Genomic DNA, 24,215 nt, shown 5'->3' on the forward strand with positions numbered 1-24,215 from the left:
CATCGTAGCCTGCGGCAGCTCCTGGATTTGAAACGCGTTCCCCGTTAGCTGCCGCAGGCTGCGATCGTTTAACGAGGCAAATGCTCAACCAGAAAATCAATGAAAGCCCGCAATCGCAGAGGCATATGCCGACTCTGCGGATACAACAAAGTAAACGGCCGCGAACGCCCGCCATAGGGCTTGAGCACTTCCACCAGCGAGCCATCGGCCAGTTCTTTTTCGACGATGAAACGATAGGTCTGGAACAGACCGGCGCCATGTTTCGCCAGGGTCACGCCGCCCAAAACATCATCGGAACAAACGTAATTGCCTTCGGCCAGTATCTCCCGCTGTACGCCGTCGTCATTGAACAACCAGGCAATGCGTCGGCCGCTGCTGGGCAGTTCGTACTGAATGCAGTCATGTTGCTGCAAATCGTCGAGGGTCTGCGGTGTACCGGCGTGCTTGAGGTACTCGGGACTGGCAATCATCACCAGCGTGGCGTCCTCCAACGGCCGGGCGATCAAGCCGGAATCCGGAATCGCCCGCACGCGAATCGCCAGGTCGTAGCCCTCGCCGACGAAATCGATGTTGCGATTGCTGATGTGCGACTCGACCTTCACCGCCGGGAAACGCGCGCGAAAGGCCGGCATCAACGGCAGGATCCGGTGGTGGGCGTAGGTGGTCGGGATGCTGATACGCAGCGTGCCGGACGGCACTTGCTGTTGGCCCATGACCTCGCGCTGAGCTTCGACCAACTGGGCCAAAGCCTGGCGGCATTCTTCGTAGTAGCGCCGACCGCTGTCGGTCAGCTTGACGCTGCGGGTCGTGCGGGCAAACAACCGCACGCCCAGACGCTCCTCCATGCGCGACACCGAACGGCTCACCGCCGCTGGCGTGACGCCCGCCACCAACGCCGCCGCCGTGAAACTACCGGCCTCGGAGGCCAGGCAAAACAGCTCGATGCTGCCCAGTTGAAGATCGTCGAATTGTCGTTGCATGATTGATTACACCGAGGATCAATTGAAGTGTTCGGTTCAGTATTTCTCAAATGTGCGCGCACAGATACAGTCGCTTCAACGTAGGTAACCTTTCTCAACCAGCGAGCAGGAGACGCAGCATGCCTTTCGTCAGCGTACGCATCACCCGTGACGGCGTTACCCGGGAGCAGAAAGCCCAAGTCATCGCCGAAATCACCGAGACTCTGCAACGTGTGCTCGGCAAACCGCCGGAGCTGACCCATATCGTGATCGAGGAAATCGACACCGATAATTGGGGATACAAAGGCATTACCACGACTGAGTTCCGAAAAAATCAGCCTGGGTGATGGGCTTTAAAACACAAAAACCGTCATTGAGACGGTTTTTGTGTTTGGCATTTGCGATCAACGCCGGGTCAACAACACCCCGGATTCCATGTGATGAGTCCACGGGAACTGGTCGAACATCGCGCATTGGGTAATGCGGTGGGTGTCGTGCAGTTGGGCGATGTTGGCCGCCAGGGTTTCCGGGTTGCAGGAAATGTACAGGATGTTGTCGAAGCGCCGGGTCAGCTCGCAGGTGTCCGGGTCCATGCCGGCGCGAGGCGGGTCGACGAAGACGCTGCCGAATTCGTAGCTCTTGAGGTCGATGCCGTGCAGGCGACGGAACGGTCGCACTTCGTTCAGCGCTTCGGTCAGTTCTTCAGCGGATAAACGTACCAGCGTGACGTTATCCACAGCGTTTTCGCTGAGGTTGCTCAGCGCTGCATTGACCGAGGTCTTGCTGATTTCGGTGGCCAGCACTTTGCGCACGCGGGTGGCGAGCGGCAGTGTGAAGTTGCCGTTGCCGCAATACAGCTCCAGCAAATCGTCCGGGCGATCGCCCAGCGCGTCGAAGGCCCAGTTGAGCATCTTCTGGTTCACGGTGCCGTTGGGCTGGGTGAACGCGCCTTCTGGCTGGCGATAGCTGAAGGTGCGGCCGCCGACCTCCAGCTGCTCGACCACGTAATCGTGACCAATGACTTCGCGCTTGCCCTTGGAGCGGCCGATGATGCTGACGTTCAGGTCGGCTGCCAGTTTCGACGCCGCTGCGTGCCAGTGCTCGTCCAGCGGACGGTGGTAGCACAGGGTGATCATCGCGTCGCCGGCCAGGGTGGTCAGGAACTCCACTTGGAACAGCTTGTGGCTGAGCGGTGCGCTGGCTTGCCAGGCTGCCTTGAGTTGCGGCATCAACTGGTTGATGCGCAGGCTGGCGATCGGGAACTCTTCAATCAGAATCGGCGTGCGCTTGTCTTCCTGGGAAAACATCGCGTAGTGCCGCTCGCCGGCTTCGCGCCACAGGCGGAATTCGGCGCGCAGGCGGAAGTTCTGCAGCGGCGAATCGAAAACGGCGGGCTCGGGTGCATCGAACGGGGCCAGCAGGTCACGCAAACGCGTGACCTTGTCTTCGAGCTGAACGGCGTAGGCCTGGGAATCAAAAGTCATGCGTTAAACCAACCCAGCTTGATCACGAACAGAATCGACAGGATCACCAGCGCCGGGTTCAGCTCACGGCCACGACCGGACATCAGCTTGATAGCGGTCCAGGCAATGAAGCCGAAGGCGATGCCATTGGCGATGGAATAAGTGAACGGCATCGCCAGTGCGGTGATGACCACTGGCGCGGCGACGGTAATGTCGTCCCAGTCTATTTCGGCCAGGCCGGAAGTCATCAGCACGGCGACGAACAGCAGCGCGGGGGCCGTGGCGAACGCCGGGACGCTTGAAGCCAGTGGCGAGAAGAACAGCGCCAGCAGGAACAGGAATGCAACGACAACGGCGGTCAGGCCGGTGCGGCCACCGGCACTCACGCCGGCGGCGGATTCGATGTAGCTGGTGGTGGTCGAGGTGCCCAGCAGGGAACCGGCCATTGCCGCCGTACTGTCGGCGATCAGCGCACGGCCCATTTTCGGCATGTGGCCGTCCTTGCCCATCAGCCCGGCGCGTTTGGCGACGCCAATCAGGGTGCCGGAGTTGTCGAACAGGTCAACGAACAGGAAGGCGAAGATCACGCTGACCAGACCGATGTCCAGCGCGCCCTTGATGTCCAGTTGCAGGAAGGTCGGGGCCAGCGAAGGTGGCATCGACATCACGCCGCCGAACGGGGTGAAGCCCAGAGCGATGGAGGCGATGGTCACCACCAGAATGCCGATCAGCACCGCGCCGCGCACCGCGAGAGCCTCAAGGGCGACGATCAGGGCGAAGCCAAGGGTGGCGAGGATCGGTGCCGGTTGTTTCAGATCGCCGAGGCCAACCATGGTCGCCGGGTTACTGACGACGATGCCGGCGTTGTGCAGGGCGATCAACGCCAGGAACAGGCCGATACCGGCGGCAATCGCCGAGCGCAGCGGCAGCGGGATGCTGTTGATGATCCATTCACGGATGCGGAAGATCGACAGCAGGAAGAAGCACACGGCCGAGATGAACACCGCGCCCAGCGCCACTTGCCAAGTGTGGCCCATGTGCAGGACCACGGTGTAGGTGAAGAAGGCGTTCAGGCCCATGCCCGGTGCGAGGGCGATCGGGTAGTTGGCGATCAGGCCCATGACCGTCGAGCCGATGGCGGCTGCCAGGCAGGTGGCGACGAACACCGCGCCCTTGTCCATGCCGGTCTCGCCGAGGATGCTCGGGTTGACGAACAGAATGTAGGCCATGGCCAAAAAGGTCGTGACGCCCGCCAGAATCTCGGTGCGTACGTTGGTGTTGTGTGCCTTGAGTTGAAACAGCCTTTCCAGCATGTCTGCTCCCCGTGGCGCGCCCGGCGCCGTGAATGTATCGACCTCAACAGCAAAGCACAGACCGCTGCAGGCGCCTGGGATTTTTCTGTGGGTCGGAAAAAGCCGCGCATCATACCAGCCGCACAGGGTTATGGCTGCTTATGGCGGTGATCGTCGTCGATGTTTTGCGTTTAACGTAAACCAGCCATACTGCGCGCTGGTTTTTTGGGGGGGTAATTGGATGAAAAAGCGTCTGTCGATCTTGTCCAGTGGCTTGATGGCATTGCTGCTGGCGGCACATGGCGCCTCGGCGGCTTCGGCACCGCCGTTGACCCAGGTAAAAGTGCTCAAGGTCGAATCGCCTGAATGTGGTTTTGAAAACATTGATGAAGGGCAGACGCAGACGCGCTGCAATCACAATGGCCCGAATATCCGGATCTACGTGCTGGAAGTGGGCTATGGCCGCAGCCAGCCCCATGCCACGCTGGATGGTTTCGAAGTGAATGGCACCCGTACGCCCGTCTGCGCTTACGAAAACGGCAACCTGACGGATTGCTCGCAACGAACAAAAATCGTCGGCAACTTGTACATCTTCAGTCTGGCGGGCAAGCAGGAAGGCACCTTCACCTTCAGCAATACCTCGATCAACGCGCCGCGCAACACGCTGTCGACGCAGCTTTACATCAAGTAACGACCAGGCTCGAACAAGGGTAAGGAAAGCTGACTACGCTTCAAGAACCCTCCTGTGGATTGTTCCCATGACCTTTCGAGCCTTGATTACCCTCGCCGAGGGCACCGATGACCTGCAGACCGTGACCCTGATTGATGTACTGCGCCGCGCCAAGGTTGAAGTCGTGGTGGCCAGCATCGAAGGGCGGCGCATGCTGACCTGCGCACGCGGTACTCGCTTGACCGCGGATGCCATGCTGGTGGATTTGCTGGCCCAGCCTTTCGACCTGATCGTCCTGCCCGGTGGCGCTGTGGGGGCGCAGCATTTGGCCGCCCATCCACCACTGCAACAACTGATCAAGGATCAGGCCGCAGCCGGTCGCCTGTTCGCCGGCATTGCCGAAGCGCCTGCCGAAGTACTGCAGGCTTTCGGGGTGCTGCGTCAGCGGCGCATGACGTGTCTGCCTTCATCCAGCCATCAACTGTCCGGGTGCAATTTTGTTGATCAACCGGTGGTGGTCGATGGCAACTGCATCACCGCCCAGGGTTCGGGGGCAGCGCTGATGTTTGCTCTGGCACTGGTCGAACAGCTCTGCGGCAAAGCCATGCGAACGACGGTGACGGGGGAGTTGGGGGGTTAGGCAGCGTCAGGCGTGAGCGGCGATGGGTTTGATGAGCGGTTGCTCACGATGCTCCGCCTGCCAGAGATCGTAGTCGGTCTGAACCCCTAGCCATGTCCGCGCCTTACCAATCCCGGCCCGCTCCAGGCGTACTGCCAGGTCCGGACTGATTGGCGCGTGTCCATGCAGTACTCGCGACAAGTGCGGGCGAGCGAATCCCAGGTGCCGGGCAAGTTCCGCGACACTGATACCCAGTTCGGGCAACACATCCATTAACAGTGTTTCGCCAGGATGCGGCGGGTTGTGCATAGGCATGTCCTGCCTCCTGTCAGTGGTAGTCCAGATAGTCGACCAGTTCGATATCTGTGCCAATAAAACGAAAAACGACTCGCCAGTTCCCTGAGACACTCAGCGACCAGAACCCGGTCAACTCTCCCCGCAGCGGATGCAATCGCCAGCCCGGGAGGTCGAGGTCATCAGGGACCGTGGCGCGATCCATGAATTGCAGCATGCGAGCCAGGCGCTTCGCATGATCTGCTCGAATCCCGCGAGTCGAACCTGTTTCATAGAAGCCACGAAGGCCTTTGTGTTGAAAGGATTTGATCATGGGGAAAGTGTAAGGCGATACATTACACTTTATGCGGTATCTATGTATTGCACCTGGTCGGCAAATCTGTGGTTGGTAACGGCCTTAAACCTTCACCTCTTCCTTTGGCACATGCATGCGGTCGCGATTCGCCAGTGTCGGGAACAGCTTGATCCAGGTCCCGGTTACCACCAGCGTACCGATGCCGCCCATGACCACGGCTGGCACGGTGCCGAACCAGTGGGCGGTCAGGCCGGATTCGAATTCGCCCAGCTGGTTCGAGGCGCCGATGAACAGACCGTTCACGGCACTGACCCGACCGCGCATTTCGTCCGGGGTTTCCAGTTGTACGAAGGACGCGCGGATCACCATGCTGATCATATCGGCCGCGCCCAGTACCACCAGCACCGCCAGGGAAAACCAGAACGAGGTCGACAGGCCGAAGGCGATGGTCGCCACGCCAAACACGCCCACGGCGGTGAACATCACCCGCCCGACATTGCGCTCCACGGCAAACCGCGCCAGGTACAGCGACATCAACAGCGCGCCCACCGCCGGGGCTGAACGCAACAGGCCCAATCCCCACGGGCCGGTCAGCAGGATGTCTTTGGCGAAGACCGGCAGCAGCGCCGTGGCGCCACCGAGCAGAACGGCGAACAGGTCCAGGGAAATCGCCCCGAGGATATCCGGCCGACTGCGAATGAAACGGATACCGGCCAGCAGCGAATCCAGGGTCGCCTTGCCCTTGTTCAGCGGCGTTTGCCGAGCGGGCAAATTGAGCATCAACGCGCAAGCGATGATGTACAAAACGACCGTCGGGCCATAGACCCACACACTGCCAAACGCATAGAGCAAACCGCCGAGGGCCGGGGCGACGATGGTTGCCGATTGCTGGGCCGATTGCGCGGCGGCTACGGCGCGTGGAAACAGGGCGCTTGGCACGATGCTCGGGAGCAAGGCCTGGGTGGTCGGCATCTCGAAGGAGCGGGCGGCTCCCAGCAAGAAGGCGAGGATGAAGATCATTTCCCGGGTGACATGATCAGTCGCGCTGCCAATGGCCAGCGACAAGGCGATCAGCGCTTGCAGGGATTGGCAGAGGGCCGCGACCTTGCGCCGGTCGTAGCGGTCCGCGACATGCCCGGTGTGCAGCATGAACAGCACTCGCGGGGCGAACTCCACCAACCCGACCAGACCCAGATCGAGCACGTTGCCGGTCAATTGGTACAGATTCCAGCCAATGGCCACCGTGAGCATCTGAAAACCGCTGGCGGTAAACACCCGGGCCAGCCAGAACGCAAGGAAAGGGCGATGGTGACGTAACAGCAAGGGCTCTTGGCTGGGCATTTGCGGGCAAATCTTGGGGAGGAGGGAAGGGTGAGGTTATCACCAACCTGTAACAGGAAGTTGCCATGATAGAAAATTTAGTTAGCTAGATACCGATCTTCAGCTGAGCCAGATTCCTGTGGCGAGGGAGCTTGCTCCCGTCAGGTTGCGAAGCGGCCTCAAACCCTGGCATTTGGGCGCCTCAGGTAAACCGCATTCATCGGTATGACGACTGCTGCGCAGTCGAGCGCGAGCAAGCTCGCTCGCCACAGTGAATACCAAAGGCCTATGGGGCAACTTGTCACGCGGCAAAAGGCCACGCGGTTTATCCCCGAAATTGGGACTACTCTTTCTACGTTGCTTGATCCAGATCAACGCCCTCCCAAGGGAATTGATTCGGCGGCCAGTTGGCCAGACTCCCTGCGTTGCGATGCGTGAAAAAAAAGAACAAACAGAGATTCGCCACACTCCATATCCGTGGGGGCCGTGGGTGCAGGCTTTCAGCCCGCAGCCGTACTACCTGATAGAGGAAGACTTATGTTCGGTTTAGAGGCACTTGATCTCGCCCGAATCCAGTTCGCGTTCACCATCTCGTTTCACATCCTGTTTCCGGCCATCACTATTGGTCTGGCGAGTTACCTGGCGGTACTCGAGGGCTTGTGGCTCAAAACGAATAACGACACTTACCGGGACCTTTACCATTTCTGGTCGAAGATCTTTGCCGTCAACTTTGGCATGGGCGTGGTTTCGGGGCTGGTCATGGCCTATCAGTTCGGCACCAACTGGAGCCGATTCTCGGACTTCGCCGGAGCGGTGACCGGTCCGTTGCTGACGTATGAAGTGCTCACGGCATTCTTCCTCGAAGCCGGATTCCTGGGCGTCATGCTGTTCGGCTGGAACAAGGTCGGGCGCGGCTTGCACTTCTTTTCCACTGTCATGGTGGCCATCGGTACGCTGATTTCGACGTTCTGGATTCTCGCCTCCAACAGCTGGATGCAGACACCGCAGGGCTTTGAAATCATCAACGGCCAGGTGATTCCAACCGACTGGCTGGCAGTGATCTTCAACCCATCGTTCCCCTATCGCCTGATGCACATGGCGACGGCGGCGTTTGTGGCCACGGCGTTCTTCGTGGGCTCTTCGGCAGCCTGGCATTTGCTGCGCGGCAAGGACAACCCGGCGATTCGCACCATGCTCTCGATGGCGATGTGGATGGCGCTAATCGTGGCGCCGATCCAGGCGGTCATCGGTGACTTCCACGGCCTCAATACCCTTGAGCATCAGCCGGCGAAAATTGCCGCGATCGAAGGCCACTGGGAAAACAAAGGCGACGAGCCGACGCCGTTGATCCTGTTCGGCTGGCCGGACATGAAAGAAGAGAGGACCAAATTCGCGGTCGAGATCCCCTACCTGGGCAGCCTGATCCTGACCCACTCGCTGGATAAACAGGTGCCGGCGCTCAAGGAGTTCCCGCCTGAAGACCGGCCGAATTCGACCATCGTGTTCTGGTCGTTCCGGATCATGGTCGGCCTGGGCTTGCTGATGATCTTCACCGGTTTGTGGAGCCTGTGGCTGCGCAAAAGCGACAAGCTCTATACATCGCGACCGTTCCTCTACCTGGCGTTGTGGATGGGCCCATCCGGATTGATCGCGATCCTCGCCGGTTGGTTCACCACCGAAATCGGCCGTCAGCCGTGGGTGGTGTACGGGCTGATGCGCACGGCCGATGCGTCTTCAAACCATAGTTTCATGCAGATGAGCATCACCCTGATCCTGTTCGTCGTGGTGTATTTCGCGCTGTTTGGTGCGGGTCTGGGCTACATGATGCGCCTGGTGCGCAAAGGGCCGAAGATCGATGAAGGCAAAGAAACCAACGACGGCGGTCCCGGCCAGAAACGCACGCCGGCACGTCCATTGTCCGCAGCCGACGATGAACACGCCGATGCCGACCACACCGTGACCAAGGAGATTTGAATCATGGGTATTGATCTTCCGCTGATCTGGGCCGTGATCATCATCTTCGGCATCATGATGTACGTGGTCATGGATGGCTTCGACCTCGGCATCGGCATTCTCTTTCCGTTCATTCCCGGCAAGACCGACCGTGATGTGATGATGAACACCGTTGCGCCGGTCTGGGACGGCAACGAGACCTGGCTGGTGCTGGGCGGCGCCGCGCTGTTCGGCGCTTTCCCGCTGGCCTATTCTGTGGTGCTCTCGGCGTTGTACCTGCCGCTGATCTTCATGCTGGTCGGCTTGATCTTCCGTGGCGTGGCGTTTGAGTTCCGCTTCAAGGCCAAGGACGACAAACGCCATTTGTGGGACAAGGCATTCATCGGCGGTTCGGTGGCTGCGACGTTCTTCCAGGGCGTGGCGCTGGGGGCGTTCATTGATGGACTGCCGGTGGTCAATCGGCAGTTTGCCGGTGGCTCACTGGATTGGCTGACGCCATTCACCCTGTTCTGCGGTGCCGCGCTGGTGGTGGCTTACGCGTTGCTCGGCTGCACCTGGCTGATCATGAAGACCGAAGGCAAGTTGCAGGAACAGATGCATGACCTGGCGCGGCCGCTGGCGTTTGTATTGTTGGCGGTGATCGGTATCGTCAGTATCTGGACCCCGCTGGCCCACGCGGATATTGCCGCACGCTGGTTCACCCTGCCGAACCTGTTCTGGTTCCTGCCGGTGCCGATTCTGGTGCTGGTGACGTTGTACGGTCTGATTCGCGCGGTGGCGCGCAATGCGAACTACACGCCGTTCCTGCTGACGCTGGTGCTGATCTTCCTCGGCTACAGCGGATTGGGAATCAGCCTGTGGCCGAACATCGTGCCGCCGTCGATCTCGATCTGGGACGCCGCCGCACCACCTCAGAGTCAGGGCTTCATGCTGGTGGGGACGCTGTTCATCATCCCGTTCATCCTGGGCTACACCTTCTGGAGCTACTACGTATTCCGCGGCAAGGTCACCCACGAAGACGGTTACCACTAGGCTGCAGCGCTGAAACATGTGGGAGCGAGCCTGCTCGCGATGGCGCCGTCATAGACGCCATCACCCCTTACTGGAGAATTGAATCATGCCCGGAAAACATTCCCTGCACGACATCGAAGAAGCCGAAAAAAAACCGCTGTGGCAGCGGCTCGGCTGGTTGGCCATGATCTGGGCCGGCAGCGTCGGTGCGCTGTTCATCGTCGCCAGCCTGATGCGGATGTTCATGAACGCCGCCGGCCTGACCACTCACTGAAACCCCTTACATCCTATCCCGCTGCCTTGCGGCACGGATTTATGACCCTCCTGGTGGAGGGTTTTTTTTTGCCGTTACTTACGCGCCTTGAGGATCACGAACTTCGGCGTGGCCGCTACTTGCTCGACACCACGGAACAAGCGCGCGAGTTTGCTGTGATAACCCAGGTGACGGTTGCCGACGATGTACAACGCGCCCCCGACTACCAACGCTTCCCGGGCTTGCTGGAACATGCGCCAGGCGAGGAAATCGCCGACCACTTGTTGCTGGTGAAACGGTGGGTTGCACAGCACCACGTCCAGCGACTGAGGTTCCTGCCCGGCCAGCCCGTCGCCGGCACGCACGATGACGTCGCGGTCGCCCAATGCAGCCTGCCAGTTCTCGCCAGCCGATTGCACTGCCATGAACGACTCGTCCACAAGTGTGTATTGGGCGTCAGGGTTTTGCAGTGCGCTGGCAATCGCCAGCACACCATTACCGCAACCGAGATCGGCAACGCGCGCCGTGCCTAGATTCTTTGGCAGGTGCGGCAGAAAAGCCCGGGTGCCAATGTCCAGCCCTTCCCGACAGAACACATTGGCATGGTTAAGCAATTCAATGGCCGGCTCGTCGAGACGATAGCGGGTCGGGTAGGGTGATGTAGCAGGCATTTTGTCTTCAACCGTGGCAATCAACAGCCGGGCTTTCTTGACTGCCAGCGACGCCTGTACCGGGCCGATGTAGCGCTCGAGCAAGTCACCCGCCGCCCGCGGCAGGTGTTTGATCATTGCACCGGCGACCACTTGGGCACCGGGTGCGAGTTGCCCTTGCAGGCGGATCAACTGCTCCTCCAGCAAGGCCAGGGTCTTGGGCACCCGGATCAACACTCGGTCGAAGGGCCCGGCAACGATTTCACTGGCAGGCACGTGCGACACCGCATCAAACGCTTGACCATTGCGGGCCAGGTTTTTTTCCAGCGCATGATAGGCCAGGAACGAATCACCGCTGCTGAGCACCTTGACCTTGCCGGCCAGGCTGGCTGCCAATGCGCCGAAGCTGTCGTTCAGCACCAGGACCCGTGTATCGATCGAGGGCTGCTGTTCGGCCAGATGATTGAGCAGGTATTCATCTGCCGCATCGAAGGCTTGCAGCGGTTCATTCTGCTGTTCGGGCTGGCGGATCAGGTCGAGGCTGGCGAAAGGTGTTTCGAGCAAAGGCATGGGGCGGGGCTCTGGGTAATCAACGGGTATCCCGCGGCCCGGAGGCGTGTTGGCGGCGGGGCCGACCGAGTGGACTGCGTCGTGGACAAGTCACACGTCATCACTCAGGAGGGACCGCGAATGGTACGTTTTTTTGTATCGGATTACTCGCAGGTTTCGCTTCAGCGCATCGCATTGCGATTCAGATAGCCCGCCTTGACGGCGGCAATGACGGCGGAAATCTTGTTGTTGACTCCGAGTTTGCGAATGGATTCCTGTACATGGAAATTGACAGTACGAGCACTGAGATTGAGGATCCTGGCGCTTTCGTAGGCTGTCTTGCCATCTGCCGCCAGCTTCAATACGTCGACTTCACGTGGCGTCAGCTGCGTCATTGGCGGTGGTTTCGCTGCCTGGGGCATCGCCTGAACCATCAGCTTATGCAAATGATTGCCGATAAACAGAGAGAAACCGAGGTTTTCATAGAGCTCCCACGCGCTGATCGCGCAATGGCTTCTGGCCAGGCTCAACATGCTGCAAAGACCACTTTCCTCGTCATGGATGGCTTGTGACCAACCATGCTGCAACCCCTGTTGCTCCAATGCATCCCATAACCATGGCGTGTTACTGAAGAGTTCCTCAGTCCACAGGACTGGCAGCATGGATTGATTGCAGTGTGCTACTACTGGGTCAATGGTACTTAACTTGTTTTTTTCATATTCGCGATTCCAGTCGTTCGGATAGTTGTTAAAACGTACCGAGTGAAAATATTCATTTTCTGCCGGGCAAGTTGTTGAAAAAGAAAAAAATTTGTACCCGATGTTTTTCGCAAAACTCAACGAGACCTGATAGGCGCTCTTCATTTCCGTTGTTCTGGACAACTGTATGAGTTGTAGCTCCTTCCACCGTTCCATTATCGGCTCCGTCTTGTAAATTTAGCTTGGGGGCGCTTGGATCCAAATAGGGCGCGAATTGGATTGTAGGATAAGTCTGAGGGTTCACTGAGATTTTTTTGTTTTGCTAGTACACGTTTAACGCTGTTTCTGGTTCTGAACATTACCCATGATGGCAGGGTGAATTTGCATGGTGGGTTTAATACAAACAGTGAATATTTAACCGCGTAGTTAGTTTTGGTGGATATATTCAAATGGAAGTGAGAATTGGAAACCCTGTAAAGGCACCACAATTCATCGGTGTTTATGCCGCGCTCTTTGCGAGACACTGGGATCGTCTGTTGATTGGAGAGCCCCATGAGTGTCAGTGAAGAGAAATTTACTCGCCAGACCCTGCTCGACGTCCGGTCATTGACCCCAAACCTGTTCACCCTTCGGGCTTCGAGGGATCCCGGGTATCGCTTTCGCGCAGGCCAGTTCGCCCGACTGGGTGTAACCCGGGCCGATGGCAGTACGGTGTGGCGCGCCTATTCCATGGTGTCATCACCTCATGACGAGTTTCTGGAGTTCTTTTCCATCGTTGTTCCAGGAGGCGAATTCACCAGTGAACTGAGCCGACTGGGTGTCGGAGATACCTTGCTGGTCGATCGCCAGGCCTTTGGTTATCTGACCCTCGACCGTTTTGTCGACGGGCGTGATCTGTGGATGTTATCCACTGGAACCGGCATTGCGCCGTTTCTGTCGATCCTGCAGGACTTTGAAGTCTGGGAGAAATTCGAGCGAATCATCCTGGTCTACAGCGTGCGCGAATCCAGCGAGCTGGCGTATCAGGAACTGATTGCGGGCCTGGCAGAGCGCGAGTATCTGGCGGAATTCGCCCACAAGCTTCAGCTCATCAACACGGTGACGCGAGAACAACATCCCGGCGCCCTGAACGGCCGGATTACTACGCTGATTGAAAACGGCGAACTGGAGCGCGCTGCCGGGGTGGCCCTGACGCCTGAGCACTCGCGGGTCATGCTCTGCGGTAATCCGCAGATGATCGATGACACGCGCAAATTGCTCAAACAGCGCGATATGCATTTAAGCCTCAGCCGCCGCCCTGGTCAGGTGGCAGTGGAAAATTTCTGGTAAAAAAAACGGCGCCTCGGGGGCGCCATTTTTTGAGCAGGTATTCAGGGCAGTCTGTTCTGAGCCTTGAGCAGGTCACGAATTTCACCCAGCAACTCTTCTTCCTTGGTCGGAACCGGCGGCAAGGTAGGGGCGACAGCTTCTTCACGCTTGAGACGGTTGATGGCTTTGACACCCATGAAGATCGCAAAGGCGACGATGATGAAGTCGATCAGCGTCTGAATGAATTTGCCGTATGCCAGCACTACCGCCGGGACGTCTCCCTGAGCGGCCTTGAGCGTAATGGCCAGGTCACTGAAGTCCACACCACCGATCAGCAGTCCGATGGGAGGCATGATCACATCGCCCACGAACGACGTCACGATCTTGCCGAAAGCGGCGCCGATGATGATACCGACGGCCATGTCGATCACATTGCCTTTGACCGCGAAGGCCTTGAACTCGTTTATCACGCCCATAGGTTATTTCCTTGTTACAGATGAGATTGGTCAACGCAGTGTAAATCAGTCAAGGGCTGCCTGCCCGAAACAACTGCTTACGAAGCTTGCCTGCAATCGACCGGGCCCATGGCGAAAAGTTTAGCGAGCGAGCCCACCACACGGAGCCGAGCGCTTTCCGGACGAACCTTTGAGGGGGGGCGTTGCTGATTGTTAATCATGAGCTCAACGGCAGATCGCGCAAATGAATGGCAACTGTATGCGTCTTTACTGACGAAGTCGTAACAGTTGTCTGCTCCGGGTTCCTGTGTTTATCGGTAGTTTTGAAAGACTGGATTTTATTAACGGATTTATCGATATTGTCCCGGGCCAAAGTGTGGTTATTCGAGCGTGAGTTTACATTACAGTATTCGATAATCTTTGATAGTTATACATTTGGAATTAAGATCGTTAACTGTTGTACAGGTTTTGTTGTCAGTTCATTGAGTGTGATGGAGTGTGTTGCCGAAAACTTGTACAGGATGCTTTGATTTTTGCGTCAGAGTTATTTCTTATCGAGTGTACGATGAGACTTCAACCGCCTGTTTGTCACTTGGTTTATAGCAGTGATAGATATTGGCCATCATGTTCAGAACCGCCAGATACAATTCTCCACCCGTTCCGACCACAGCATCGCGCTGATCGCTCTCACCTGAGCTATCATCGCGGTTTTTGCCGGGAGTTCAGATGGCCAAGGCCAAGCGCATGTACGGCTGCACGGAGTGCGGCTCAACCTTCCCGAAATGGGCCGGCCAGTGCGGCGAGTGCGGCGCCTGGAATACGCTGACAGAAACCATGGTGGAAAGCGGCGGGGCGGCGGCGCCCACTGGACGCACGGGTTGGACCGGTCAACAGGCGCAAATCAAAACCCTGGCTGAAGTCAGTGTCGAAGAGATCCCGCGTTTCTCCACTGCGTCGAGTGAGCTGGACCGGGTGTTGGGCGGTGGCCTCGTCGACGGCTCGGTGGTGCTGATCGGCGGTGACCCTGGCATCGGCAAATCGACCATCCTGCTGCAAACCTTGTGTAATCTCGCCAAAACCATGCCGGCCCTGTACGTCACGGGAGAGGAATCCCAGCAACAAGTGGCGATGCGTGCCCGGCGTCTGGGCTTGCCGCAGGATCAACTGCGGGTCATGACCGAAACCTGTATCGAAACCATCATCGCCACGGCGCGGCTCGAGAAACCCAAGGTCATGGTGATCGACTCGATCCAGACGATCTTCACCGAGCAGTTGCAATCTGCGCCGGGCGGCGTGTCCCAAGTGCGCGAAAGCGCGGCATTGCTGGTGCGTTATGCCAAGCAGAGCGGGACGGCGATTTTCCTGGTGGGGCATGTCACCAAGGAAGGCGCGCTGGCCGGTCCACGGGTGCTGGAGCACATGGTCGACACCGTGTTGTATTTCGAAGGCGAGTCCGATGGTCGTTTGCGTTTGCTGCGGGCGGTGAAAAACCGTTTCGGTGCGGTTAACGAGCTCGGTGTGTTCGGCATGACGGACAAGGGTTTGAAAGAAGTCTCCAACCCATCGGCGATTTTTCTGACCCGTGCTCAGGAAGAAGTCCCGGGCAGCGTGGTCATGGCCACATGGGAAGGCACCCGTCCGATGCTGGTGGAAGTCCAGGCGCTGGTGGATGACAGCCACCTGGCCAACCCTCGGCGGGTGACCTTGGGGCTGGATCAGAACCGCCTGGCGATGTTGCTGGCGGTGCTGCACCGACACGGCGGCATTCCGACCCACGATCAGGATGTGTTCCTCAACGTGGTTGGCGGGGTGAAGGTGCTGGAAACCGCCTCCGATCTGGCGTTGATGGCGGCCGTCATGTCCAGTCTGCGCAATCGGCCGCTGCCCCACGATTTGCTGGTGTTCGGCGAGGTCGGTCTGTCCGGCGAAGTACGCCCGGTGCCCAGCGGTCAGGAACGCCTGAAGGAAGCGGCCAAGCACGGGTTCAAGCGGGCCATCGTGCCCAAGGGCAATGCGCCGAAGGAATCACCGCCAGGGTTGCAGATCATCGCCGTGACCCGTCTGGAACAAGCCCTCGACGCACTCTTCGAATAACGACAATCTCCCCTGTGCAGGAGCAGCTCGCGTCAGCGCCTGCACGGGGCAGCGTTCAAACTTCGATCAACGCACCCAACTCCCGCTCCAGTTCCTGCGGATCAGCCAGGTTCAGCTCAATCAATCGTCTCAGGCGCTGGATCGATTCCAGGCTGATGTGCCGGCAAACGAATCCGAGCTGGCCGTTTTCTTCATGGGCCAGTTGCACATCCATTTCGATATCGACGCCATCGTCCAGATGAATGTCGACGTGAAAGTCCTGCTCACGATCACCCAGCCAGGGTTCGGGCCGCTCGATTAACAGCCCCTTGAGCGAAAGGTCGATCAGCTTTACCGGCCAGATGTACTCGCCCTGGCTCAGCCTGGTCCTGGCATCGAACGCAATTCGTTTGAAGCGACGGCGATTGGCGGGGTGCTCGCTCATGGCGTAATCCTCTGGATGTTGGCTGACTATAGACCCGCATTGTTCAAACCTGCCAGCCAGGACAGGGCTCTAGACCAACGTTGGGGTATGGCCTTTACCGTCAGGAGAGCTAAACTCGGTGTGGCTGTCTTTCTTGTCCACTCTGGCTGGAATAATAAAATGAAAAATAATAATAGCCTGCTACGCCATCTACCCTGGCTGGTGCTGGCAATCGTAGGGGCGTGCGCCCTGGGTGTAGTGGCACTGCGCCGAGGTGAGGCAATCAATGCCTTGTGGATTGTGGTCGCTGCCGTGGCCATTTATCTGGTCGCGTACCGTTACTACAGTCTGTTCATCGCTAACAATGTGATGCAACTCGACCCGCGACGGGCTACCCCCGCCGTACTCAACAATGACGGTCTGGACTACGTTCCAACCAACAAACACATCCTCTTCGGTCACCACTTCGCGGCCATCGCCGGCGCGGGGCCACTGGTGGGTCCGGTGTTGGCGGCGCAGATGGGGTACCTGCCCGGGACACTGTGGCTGATCGCCGGGGTGGTGCTGGCCGGTGCCGTTCAGGACTTCATGGTCCTGTTCATGTCCACCCGCCGCAACGGTCGCTCTTTGGGCGACATGGTCCGTGAAGAAATGGGCCGCATCCCTGGCACCATCGCGCTGTTCGGCTGCTTCCTGATCATGATCATCATCCTCGCGGTGTTGGCGCTGATCGTGGTCAAAGCCCTGGCCGAAAGCCCTTGGGGTATTTTCACGGTGATGGCGACCATCCCGATCGCGATGTTCATGGGCATTTACATGCGCTACATCCGCCCGGGACGTATCGGCGAGATCTCGATCATCGGCGTGCTGTTACTGCTGGGGTCGATCTGGCTCGGTGGGCAGATTGCTGCCGATCCGGTGTGGGCCAAGGCCTTTACCTTCAGCGGTATCCAGATCACCTGGATGCTGATCGGCTACGGTTTTGTCGCGGCAGTGTTGCCCGTGTGGCTGATTTTGGCGCCGCGAGACTACCTCTCGACGTTCCTGAAAATCGGCACCATCGTCGCCCTGGCCATCGGTATTCTGGTGACCATGCCCGAGCTGAAAATGCCGGCACTGACCCAGTTCGTCGACGGCACCGGTCCGGTATGGAAGGGCGGTCTGTTCCCGTTCCTGTTCATCACCATCGCGTGCGGTGCGGTCTCCGGTTTCCATGCGCTGATTTCCTCCGGCACCACGCCGAAGCTGCTCGATAACGAGGTCAACGCCCGTTACATCGGTTACGGCGGCATGCTGATGGAGTCGTTCGTGGCGATCATGGCCATGGTCGCCGCTTCGGTAATTGAGCCAGGCGTGTACTTCGCCATGAACAGCCCGGCGGCGGTGGTCGGCGGTGATGTAGTGTCGGTAGCGACAGCGGTCAGCAGCTGGGGCTTCGCAATCACCCCGGAAGCGCTGCAAGCGGTCGCCCATGACATCGGTGAAACCACCATCCTGGCCCGTGCCGGTGGTGCGCCGACCCTGGCGGTCGGTATCGCGCAGATCCTGCACAGTGTGCTGCCGGGTGAAAACACCATGGCGTTCTGGTACCACTTCGCGATCCTGTTCGAGGCGCTGTTCATCCTCACCGCAGTGGACGCCGGTACCCGTGCCGGTCGCTTCATGCTGCAAGACTTGCTTGGCTCGTTCGTGCCGGCGCTGAAACGCACCGAGTCCTGGACCGCCAACTTGATCGCCACCGCTGGCTGTGTGGCGATGTGGGGCTGGTTGCTGTACCAGGGCGTGATCGATCCGCTGGGTGGCATCAACACCCTGTGGCCGCTGTTCGGTATCTCTAACCAGATGTTGGCCGGTATCGCGCTGATGCTCGGCACCGTCGTATTGATCAAGATGAAACGCCAGCGTTATGTCTGGGTCACCATGTTGCCGGCCGTTTGGTTGCTGATCTGCACCACGACGGCGGGCTTCATCAAGTTGTTCGACGCTAACCCGGCGATCGGCTTTCTGTCCCTGGCGAAAAAATACAGCGATGCCCTGGCCAACGGCCAGATCCTCGCTCCGGCAAAGGACATCACTCAGATGCAGCACGTGATCTTCAACGCCTACACCAACGCAACGCTGACCGCGCTGTTCCTGTTCGTGGTGTTCAGCATCCTGTTCTATGCGCTCAAGGTCGGCATTGCCGCCTGGGGTAAAAAAGAACGTACGGATAAAGAAGCGCCCTACCAAGCGCTGCCGGACGCCTGATCATGTTCAATGACCTGAGTCGCCTCGGTAAATACCTCGGTCAGGCCGCGCGCCTGATGGTCGGCATGCCCGACTACGACAACTACGTCGAGCACATGCAAAACAAGCACCCGGACAAACCGGTGATGAGCTACGAGATGTTCTTTCGCGAACGTCAGGAAGCCCGTTACGGTGGCAAGGGTGGGCCGAAGTGCTGTTGATGCATGAGGTCTAGGCACACACCACTGTAGGAGCCCGGCTTGCCGGCGATAGCGATCTTCAGGTCGCTATCGTCGACAAGCCGGGCTCCTACAGTTTTTTCAGCGCATGGGAGATCTTCTTTTGTCAGCTCCAATCCCCGTCACGATCCTCAGCGGCTTCCTCGGCGCCGGTAAAACCACCTTGCTGCGCCACCTGCTCAAAGCCGAGCACGGCCTGAAAATCGCCGTGATCGAAAACGAATTCAGCGACGCCGGCATCGATACCCAACTCTTGGGCGACGAGCCGGTGCAAGTAATGACACTGTCCAACGGCTGCGTCTGTTGCACCATCCACACCGATCTGACCAAAGCCCTGTACCTGCTGCTCGAACGCCTGGACAGCGGCGACATCGCCTTCGACCGTCTGGTGATCGAATGCACCGGCCTGGCCGACCCGGCGCCTGTGGCGCAAACCTTTTTCATCGATGAAGAATTGCGCGAGCGGTACATCCTCGACGGCATCATCACGCTGGTCGACGCGGCGCATGCCGAGACTCACTTGGCGCAGACCATCGCCCAGGCGCAGATCGGCTTTGCCGACCGCTTGCTGGTGAGCAAGCGCGATCTGGTGGACGAGCCGGCCTTCAACGCATTGAGCGAACGCCTGACCCGTATCAACCGCCGAGCCCCGATCCGAGTGGTCGATCACGGCAACATCGACCTGGCCGAATTGCTCGACGTGCGCGGTTTCAATCTCAATGCCGACCTCGGCGGTGGCGTAAGTTTGCGCCCGGTGAGCCAGGCTCCGTCCATCGATCGCATTTCCAGCCTCGTGCTGCGTACCGACAAGCCGCTGGATATCGACAAACTCAGCGAGTTCATGAACGAGTTGCTGGAAGATCACGGCAAACAACTGCTGCGCTACAAAGGCGTGCTGAACATTCTCGGCGAGCCACGGCGCATGGTGTTCCAGGGGGTGCTGAAGCTTTACGGTTTTGATTGGGATACCGAATGGGCCGATGACGAAGTGCGTGAAAGCGTGATCGTGTTCATTGCCGATGATTTGCCGCAGGAAAAGATACGCCAGGGCTTCGCCCGAGTGGCGGCGAGCTAACCGGCAATACGGTTTTGACGGGGTAGCGGTCGAGCGCTCAGCAACGCCGCTTCCAGGTGGTCCAGATGACGATCCAGTAATGCCACGGCCATCGCGGTATCCATGCGCGTTATCGCATCGACTATTTTCCCGTGAAGTTGCCAGCCGCAACTGTCCTCTACACACGCATCAAACTGCGCAATCGCCAAGGAGGTCAGAGGCACGAGGCTGCCGAGAAAATGCGCCAACGGAGCATTGCCCGCCATTTGCGCCAACTGCAGGTGAAACTCACCCGACAGACGAATCGCCTGGCCACGCTCGGCGCATCGGCGCTCACTATCGACCAGCGTCCGCAGGCGCTTGATGGCATGCGTGCAGGGTCTCTGGCAGGTCAGCCTCACCAGCATGAGCTCGGTCAGTCGCCGGGCATGCAGCGTTTGCCGAACTTGATCGACACCGAGCGCCGCGACGCGGGGACGATGATTGACCCGCAAAACAATGATCTGCTGATGGGACAGTCGCGTCAGCACACCACGAATGTCGCTGCGTCGAGCATCGAACATCTGTGCCAGGCTTTCCTCGCTAAAGCGACTGGCTTCATGAATGCGCTGTTCAAGAATGGCGTCGAGGACCCGCGAGTACAGATCATCCGGCACCGGTGGAAAGGGTAGGGTGGTAAGCGTTTGCGCTGAAACGAAGCTGTTCATGGCCTTTCTCCGGTTCAAAGAGGTTCAACTGCCGAGGTTGTCTTCCGGGATGTTCAGTTCAATGCCCATCCGCTGGCCCTCGCGAAGAATGTGTCGACGCATCTCGGCGCTCGCCTGAGCGCTGTTCTTGCCGCGAATTGCCCGCACCACGGCTTCGTTTTCTTCCAGGCGTTCAGCCAGATGCTCCGGCGAGTTGCGCAGCACCTCGGCGCTTTGCTTGAGGGCGTTGCTGGTCTGCTGGACCACGCTCTGGAAGATCGGATTCGACGTCAGCGTGAACAGCTCTTCGTGGAAGGCGATGTAGGCATTCACACCGGCTTCACTGTCGTTGGCTTCCAGCGCTTCGCGCATGTCCATCAAGGTCAGGCGCAGTTGCCCGACTTCCTTGCTGCTGATGGACTGCGCCACGAGACCGACGATGAACGGTTCGAGGGTGTAGCGTAGTTGCAGCACGTCTTCCAGGCTCGCCGCGGCCACCGCACTGTCATGTGACTGGCTGTCGGCGAGATTGGCTTCCAGCACCACCACGCCCTTGCCCGGCATCGAGCGCACCAGGCCGAGGGTTTCCAGAACGGTGACCGCTTCACGCAGGCTCGGGCGGCTGATGCCCAGTTGTTCGGCCAGCTCGCGCTGCCCGGGCAACATTTCACCGGAGCGCCACTGACCACGGGCCAGCGCGGCCCGAAGCTTTTCTACCACTGAATTTACAACGGTCGATGAGGTAATCACTGTTCGCTCCACGAGCTTTAAAACGTTGTTGGCCGTGCCTGCCCGGGAGCAGGCACGGCGTTCATTCAAAATTCCTGCTGGTGCGCCGATGCGACCGGTTTTCTCGGCTGGAAGGTATAACCCACCTGGCCGGAAAGCACCTTGTTTGCACGCTGGATATCGATGTCCTTTTCCCAGCGGGCGATGGCCACAGTGGCGACGCAATTGCCGATCAGATTGGTCAGCGCCCGGCCGATGCCCATGAACCAGTCCACGGCCAGCACCAGCACCAGACCCACCACCGGGATCGCGGGAATCGCCGTCAGGGTGGCCGCCAGAATCACCAGCGCCGAACCCGGAATACCGTGTGCACCCTTGGAGGTGATCAACGACACCAGCAGAATTGTCAGCAGATCGGTCATGGCCAGCGGCGTGCCGGTGGCATTGGCGATGAACACGATGGCCAGCGTCAGGTAGATCGAAAAACCGTCGAGGTTGAACGAGTAGCCGGTAGGAATCACCAACCCGACCGTCGAACTGCCGATGCCCAGATGCTCAAGCTTGCGCATGATTTGTGGCAGCACGGCGTCGGACGAGGCGGTGCCCATGACGATCATCAGTTCTTCGCGCAGGTACTTGAGCAACGGCCACATCTTCAGGCCGGAAAGGCGCATCACCAGGCCGAGAATCAACGCCACGAAGGCCACACAGGTCAGGTAAAACAAACCGACCAGGCTGCCCAGGTGCTGAAGCGAATCCAGGCCATATTTGCTGGTGGTGAAGGCGATGGCGCCGAACACGCCGATCGGCGCCAGACGCACGATCATGCCCATGATGCGGAAGATCACGTGGCTCAGTTCGTTGATCAATCGCGAAATGCCCGACGCCGCCTCGCCCACCAGGTTCAGTGCACTGCCGAACAGCACGGAAAACAGCAGGACTTGCAGGATGTTGTTGTCGGCGAAAGCACCGATCACCGAAGTCGGGATCAAGTCCATCAGGAACTGTGTGGTGGTGTGCATGTGCTGACCGCGCTGGGCGATGTCGCCCATGTCGGCGGCGGAGAGCTGGTCCAGATGAATGTTCGCGCCGCTGCCGATTCCGGTGCTGAAGGCGAACACCAGGCCGATCACCAGGGCGATGGTGGTCAACACTTCGAAGTAGATGACTGATTTCAGGCCGATGCGCCCGACCTTCTTGAGATCGCCCGCACCGCTGATGCCGCTGACCACCACGCAAAACACGATCAGGCCGATGAGCATTTTGATCAGTTTGATGAAACCGTCACCGAGTGGTTTGAGCTGAGCGGAGTATTCGGGAAGGGTCAGCCCGCAGACGATGCCGAGCACCAGTCCGAGAACCACTTGGAGGAAGATTGAACGCGAGCACCATCTGAGCATGGGAGGAATCCTGGTCGGTGTCCTGGCTGCCGTGTGCGGGGCACATCAGATTCAGGACTTAATTATTGTGGTCTTACCGGTATGTCCAGTGCAGGCGCAGTCTACGCTCGGGTTTTTCTGGAATACAAGAGGGAATCACGAAATTGGCATGACCGGTCTGACCAGTGGTGATCGATCAGTATTTGCAGGTGAATCCCTGATAAGAGATGCCCGGCCTTGATGGCCGGGCGGCAGGGGTTGGCTTTACGGGTTACGAGACAGCTCAAAAAGGCACGTTGCGCTGAAGGATGTTCAGTTTGAAGTCGAGAACACCTGCGCTGCGATTCGGGTCGGTGCGCACGAAAGTGCCCACTTTAGGATCGCGTTTATTGCGACTCTGCCCCGCGCACAACAGCGCACCACCTCGGGTCTGTATTCTGACGGTGGGCGTATCCGTGTCGATCTGATCGAGGGTGATGATGTTGCCCTTGGCGTTGAGCAAGTTGAACGTGGTCTGGTCTCCATCTACGGTTGAATAAGAATTCAGGAAGTCTTTTTCTTCACGGCTGATGGTTCTGTAGTAATACTCGCCGGGGGTGAAAATATAGAGGGTGTAATAGTCGTGGAGGCACCGGAAGTAAAAGGTCAGTGCGTCGGGTGCTACATCGGGCTTGAGGAAGAGATAGTTTGAAACGTCCAGATGATGGGAAAAGGAAAAGGTTTCATAATCGGGGCGTGGAGTAGTGACTGTTCTGCCATACGTCAACTTGGGAAAGTGCGGGAAGCCGTAACGGGTGCTCATTGTTGCCGTGAAGGATTTTTCCTGGTCGGTGCTCATGGTATTACCTGATAGTTATAAATGTTGGCGGCGCCGTATAACCGAAGAAGTACAGCGCTTTGGAATGTTTACAGTGGGCAATCAAACCTCGTCCGGATCACTCAGGAATGAGGCGTTGCGCTCGATGATGCGCAGCTTGAAAACCACGCCCTGGCCTTCGATTTCGGCCAGATAGCGATAAGGCGCGCCCGCGCGCCGAATGTGCCCAATGGGCTGCGAATGACGGGCCTGTAGCCGAACCCTTTGCTCGACGCCGCCCATGTCTTGCAAGGTGACGGTTCGGTTATCAAGGTTCAGGAGGTTGAAAGACGTGGTGGCGCTGCCCGCAGGCCGATAGGCGCCCAGCACCCGGTCGGCGCCATTGCTGATGCAATATCCGGTGTAAGTGGGGTGTGAGCGAATATAGAGGTGGTAGTAATCATCCGTGCAACGAAAGTAAATCGTCAACGGCGGGTGTTTTTGGACTTCCTGAATAGAACGAGATCCCAGCAGGTGGGAGTCGTCCCGGGTGGTTGATGCCCCGGTATAAAAGCCGCCTGAAAATAATGTGTCATGGCGTAAAACCGGAGTGCCATGTAACTCGCCGAGCAGGTCGACGTGTTGATCATCAAGTTCCAGTGTTGCGATGAAAGACTTTTGTCTATTGGTACTCATGAATTCATCCTTGAATTCCATTGGGTTGGTTTGAATGTGGGTTTGGTGAATATTGGTATTAGATTAAAAAGTATAATTGGTGACGATTTTTAGTGGTGGGTTGAGCGTGGCTGACAGTATCAGT

26 protein-coding genes are annotated in these 24,215 nt (G+C 58.4%); 11 read left to right on the plus strand and 15 right to left on the minus strand.

What is annotated here, in order from left to right; genetic code table 11:
- Positions 1-68: 68 nt before the first annotated feature.
- Positions 69-980, minus strand: coding sequence for a LysR family transcriptional regulator (locus KHO07_RS03825; RefSeq protein ID WP_212626507.1), 912 nt, complete (start codon positions 978-980; stop codon positions 69-71).
- A 119-nt stretch (positions 981-1,099) separates the two neighbouring features.
- Between KHO07_RS03825 and KHO07_RS03830 the strand changes: the two genes are divergently transcribed.
- Complete coding sequence (locus KHO07_RS03830; protein WP_034148192.1) at positions 1,100-1,306, plus strand: 4-oxalocrotonate tautomerase family protein; 207 nt, start codon at positions 1,100-1,102, stop codon at positions 1,304-1,306.
- 57 nt (positions 1,307-1,363) lie between these two features.
- On the opposite strand, the gene trmA is transcribed toward KHO07_RS03830, so the two are convergent.
- Together trmA and KHO07_RS03840 are read right to left on the minus strand one after the other, a co-directional pair.
- Complete coding sequence (gene trmA, locus KHO07_RS03835; RefSeq protein ID WP_212626508.1) at positions 1,364-2,443, minus strand: tRNA (uridine(54)-C5)-methyltransferase TrmA; 1,080 nt, start codon at positions 2,441-2,443, stop codon at positions 1,364-1,366.
- Entirely contained in the window at positions 2,440-3,735 is a 1,296-nt protein-coding gene (locus KHO07_RS03840; RefSeq protein ID WP_075948352.1) for an NCS2 family permease, read from the minus strand. Before KHO07_RS03840 ends, trmA begins: the two co-directional genes overlap by 4 nt.
- A 220-nt stretch (positions 3,736-3,955) precedes the next feature.
- On the opposite strand from KHO07_RS03840, the gene KHO07_RS03845 reads away from it, so the two are divergent.
- Both KHO07_RS03845 and KHO07_RS03850 read left to right on the plus strand, forming a co-directional pair.
- Entirely contained in the window at positions 3,956-4,405 is a 450-nt protein-coding gene (locus KHO07_RS03845; RefSeq protein WP_150734707.1) for a DUF4879 domain-containing protein, read from the plus strand.
- 67 nt (positions 4,406-4,472) lie between these two features.
- A complete protein-coding gene (locus tag KHO07_RS03850) occupies positions 4,473-5,024 on the plus strand; it encodes a DJ-1 family glyoxalase III (RefSeq protein WP_150734708.1) in 552 nt (183 codons plus the stop codon).
- A gap of 6 nt (positions 5,025-5,030) precedes the next feature.
- On the opposite strand, the gene KHO07_RS03855 is transcribed toward KHO07_RS03850, so the two are convergent.
- The 3 genes from KHO07_RS03855 to KHO07_RS03865 form a co-directional block, all read right to left on the minus strand.
- A complete protein-coding gene (locus tag KHO07_RS03855) occupies positions 5,031-5,318 on the minus strand; it encodes a HigA family addiction module antitoxin (RefSeq protein ID WP_150734709.1) in 288 nt (95 codons plus the stop codon).
- A gap of 13 nt (positions 5,319-5,331) precedes the next feature.
- Entirely contained in the window at positions 5,332-5,610 is a 279-nt protein-coding gene (locus KHO07_RS03860; RefSeq protein WP_212626509.1) for a type II toxin-antitoxin system RelE/ParE family toxin, read from the minus strand.
- Positions 5,611-5,694: 84 nt separating this feature from the next.
- Positions 5,695-6,933 carry an MFS transporter gene (locus KHO07_RS03865; RefSeq protein WP_212626510.1) on the minus strand — a complete coding sequence of 413 codons (1,239 nt, stop codon included), beginning with the start codon at positions 6,931-6,933 and terminating at the stop codon, positions 5,695-5,697.
- A 516-nt stretch (positions 6,934-7,449) separates the two neighbouring features.
- On the opposite strand from KHO07_RS03865, the gene KHO07_RS03870 reads away from it, so the two are divergent.
- The 3 genes from KHO07_RS03870 (at position 7,450) to KHO07_RS03880 (ending at position 10,150) form a co-directional block, all read left to right on the plus strand.
- A complete protein-coding gene (locus tag KHO07_RS03870) occupies positions 7,450-8,886 on the plus strand; it encodes a cytochrome ubiquinol oxidase subunit I (protein WP_150734712.1) in 1,437 nt (478 codons plus the stop codon).
- Positions 8,887-8,889: 3 nt separating this feature from the next.
- On the plus strand, positions 8,890-9,897 hold the full coding sequence (gene cydB, locus KHO07_RS03875; protein ID WP_150734713.1) for a cytochrome d ubiquinol oxidase subunit II: 1,008 nt from the start codon (positions 8,890-8,892) through the stop codon (positions 9,895-9,897).
- 85 nt (positions 9,898-9,982) lie between these two features.
- Entirely contained in the window at positions 9,983-10,150 is a 168-nt protein-coding gene (locus tag KHO07_RS03880; RefSeq protein WP_212626511.1) for a DUF2474 domain-containing protein, read from the plus strand.
- A gap of 74 nt (positions 10,151-10,224) precedes the next feature.
- Here KHO07_RS03880 and KHO07_RS03885 read toward each other — a convergent pair whose 3' ends face one another.
- Positions 10,225-11,349, minus strand: a complete 1,125-nt coding sequence (locus tag KHO07_RS03885; protein ID WP_212626512.1) for a methyltransferase — start codon at positions 11,347-11,349, stop codon at positions 10,225-10,227.
- A 161-nt stretch (positions 11,350-11,510) separates the two neighbouring features.
- On the minus strand, positions 11,511-12,242 hold the full coding sequence (locus KHO07_RS03890) for an autoinducer binding domain-containing protein (protein WP_212626513.1): 732 nt from the start codon (positions 12,240-12,242) through the stop codon (positions 11,511-11,513).
- A gap of 336 nt (positions 12,243-12,578) precedes the next feature.
- On the opposite strand from KHO07_RS03890, the gene KHO07_RS03895 reads away from it, so the two are divergent.
- The gene (locus KHO07_RS03895; RefSeq protein WP_212626514.1) at positions 12,579-13,355 is read left to right on the plus strand and encodes a ferredoxin--NADP reductase; all 777 of its coding nucleotides are present in this window, start codon (positions 12,579-12,581) and stop codon (positions 13,353-13,355) included.
- A 41-nt stretch (positions 13,356-13,396) separates the two neighbouring features.
- Here KHO07_RS03895 and mscL read toward each other — a convergent pair whose 3' ends face one another.
- Positions 13,397-13,810, minus strand: a complete 414-nt coding sequence (gene mscL / locus KHO07_RS03900) for a large-conductance mechanosensitive channel protein MscL (RefSeq protein WP_150734717.1) — start codon at positions 13,808-13,810, stop codon at positions 13,397-13,399.
- A gap of 705 nt (positions 13,811-14,515) precedes the next feature.
- Between mscL and radA the strand changes: the two genes are divergently transcribed.
- A complete protein-coding gene (radA, locus tag KHO07_RS03905; protein ID WP_150734718.1) occupies positions 14,516-15,883 on the plus strand; it encodes a DNA repair protein RadA in 1,368 nt (455 codons plus the stop codon).
- Positions 15,884-15,938: 55 nt separating this feature from the next.
- Here the strand turns inward: radA and KHO07_RS03910 are convergent, their stop codons facing one another.
- Positions 15,939-16,307 (minus strand): PilZ domain-containing protein, encoded by a 369-nt coding sequence (locus tag KHO07_RS03910; RefSeq protein ID WP_150734719.1) that lies wholly within the window; start codon positions 16,305-16,307, stop codon positions 15,939-15,941.
- A 159-nt stretch (positions 16,308-16,466) separates the two neighbouring features.
- Here KHO07_RS03910 and KHO07_RS03915 point away from each other — a divergent pair, with 159 nt between their 5' ends.
- The 3 genes from KHO07_RS03915 to yjiA all read left to right on the plus strand — a co-directional run bounded on the left by KHO07_RS03915 (position 16,467) and on the right by yjiA (position 19,826).
- Complete coding sequence (locus tag KHO07_RS03915) at positions 16,467-18,533, plus strand: carbon starvation CstA family protein (protein WP_212626515.1); 2,067 nt, start codon at positions 16,467-16,469, stop codon at positions 18,531-18,533.
- A 2-nt stretch (positions 18,534-18,535) separates the two neighbouring features.
- Positions 18,536-18,733 carry a YbdD/YjiX family protein gene (locus tag KHO07_RS03920; protein WP_054616680.1) on the plus strand — a complete coding sequence of 66 codons (198 nt, stop codon included), beginning with the start codon at positions 18,536-18,538 and terminating at the stop codon, positions 18,731-18,733.
- Between the two features lie 121 nt (positions 18,734-18,854).
- Positions 18,855-19,826, plus strand: coding sequence for a GTPase (gene yjiA, locus KHO07_RS03925; protein ID WP_212626516.1), 972 nt, complete (start codon positions 18,855-18,857; stop codon positions 19,824-19,826).
- On the opposite strand, the gene KHO07_RS03930 is transcribed toward yjiA, so the two are convergent.
- The 5 genes from KHO07_RS03930 to KHO07_RS03950 form a co-directional block, all read right to left on the minus strand.
- Positions 19,823-20,512: a GntR family transcriptional regulator gene (locus KHO07_RS03930; protein WP_212626517.1), complete on the minus strand. Its 690-nt coding sequence runs from the start codon at positions 20,510-20,512 to the stop codon at positions 19,823-19,825. The genes yjiA and KHO07_RS03930 overlap by 4 nt on opposite strands.
- A 24-nt stretch (positions 20,513-20,536) precedes the next feature.
- Positions 20,537-21,241 carry a FadR/GntR family transcriptional regulator gene (locus KHO07_RS03935; RefSeq protein ID WP_150734723.1) on the minus strand — a complete coding sequence of 235 codons (705 nt, stop codon included), beginning with the start codon at positions 21,239-21,241 and terminating at the stop codon, positions 20,537-20,539.
- Between the two features lie 65 nt (positions 21,242-21,306).
- The gene (locus KHO07_RS03940) at positions 21,307-22,620 is read right to left on the minus strand and encodes a C4-dicarboxylate transporter DctA (protein ID WP_150734724.1); all 1,314 of its coding nucleotides are present in this window, start codon (positions 22,618-22,620) and stop codon (positions 21,307-21,309) included.
- 262 nt (positions 22,621-22,882) lie between these two features.
- Entirely contained in the window at positions 22,883-23,437 is a 555-nt protein-coding gene (locus tag KHO07_RS03945; protein ID WP_212626518.1) for a hypothetical protein, read from the minus strand.
- 81 nt (positions 23,438-23,518) lie between these two features.
- Complete coding sequence (locus tag KHO07_RS03950) at positions 23,519-24,091, minus strand: hypothetical protein (protein ID WP_150734727.1); 573 nt, start codon at positions 24,089-24,091, stop codon at positions 23,519-23,521.
- Between the last annotated feature and the right edge of the window lie 124 nt (positions 24,092-24,215).

This window comes from Pseudomonas sp. PP3 (assembly GCF_905336995.1).
In the GTDB taxonomy this organism is placed as follows: Bacteria; Pseudomonadota; Gammaproteobacteria; order Pseudomonadales; family Pseudomonadaceae; genus Aquipseudomonas; species Aquipseudomonas reinekei.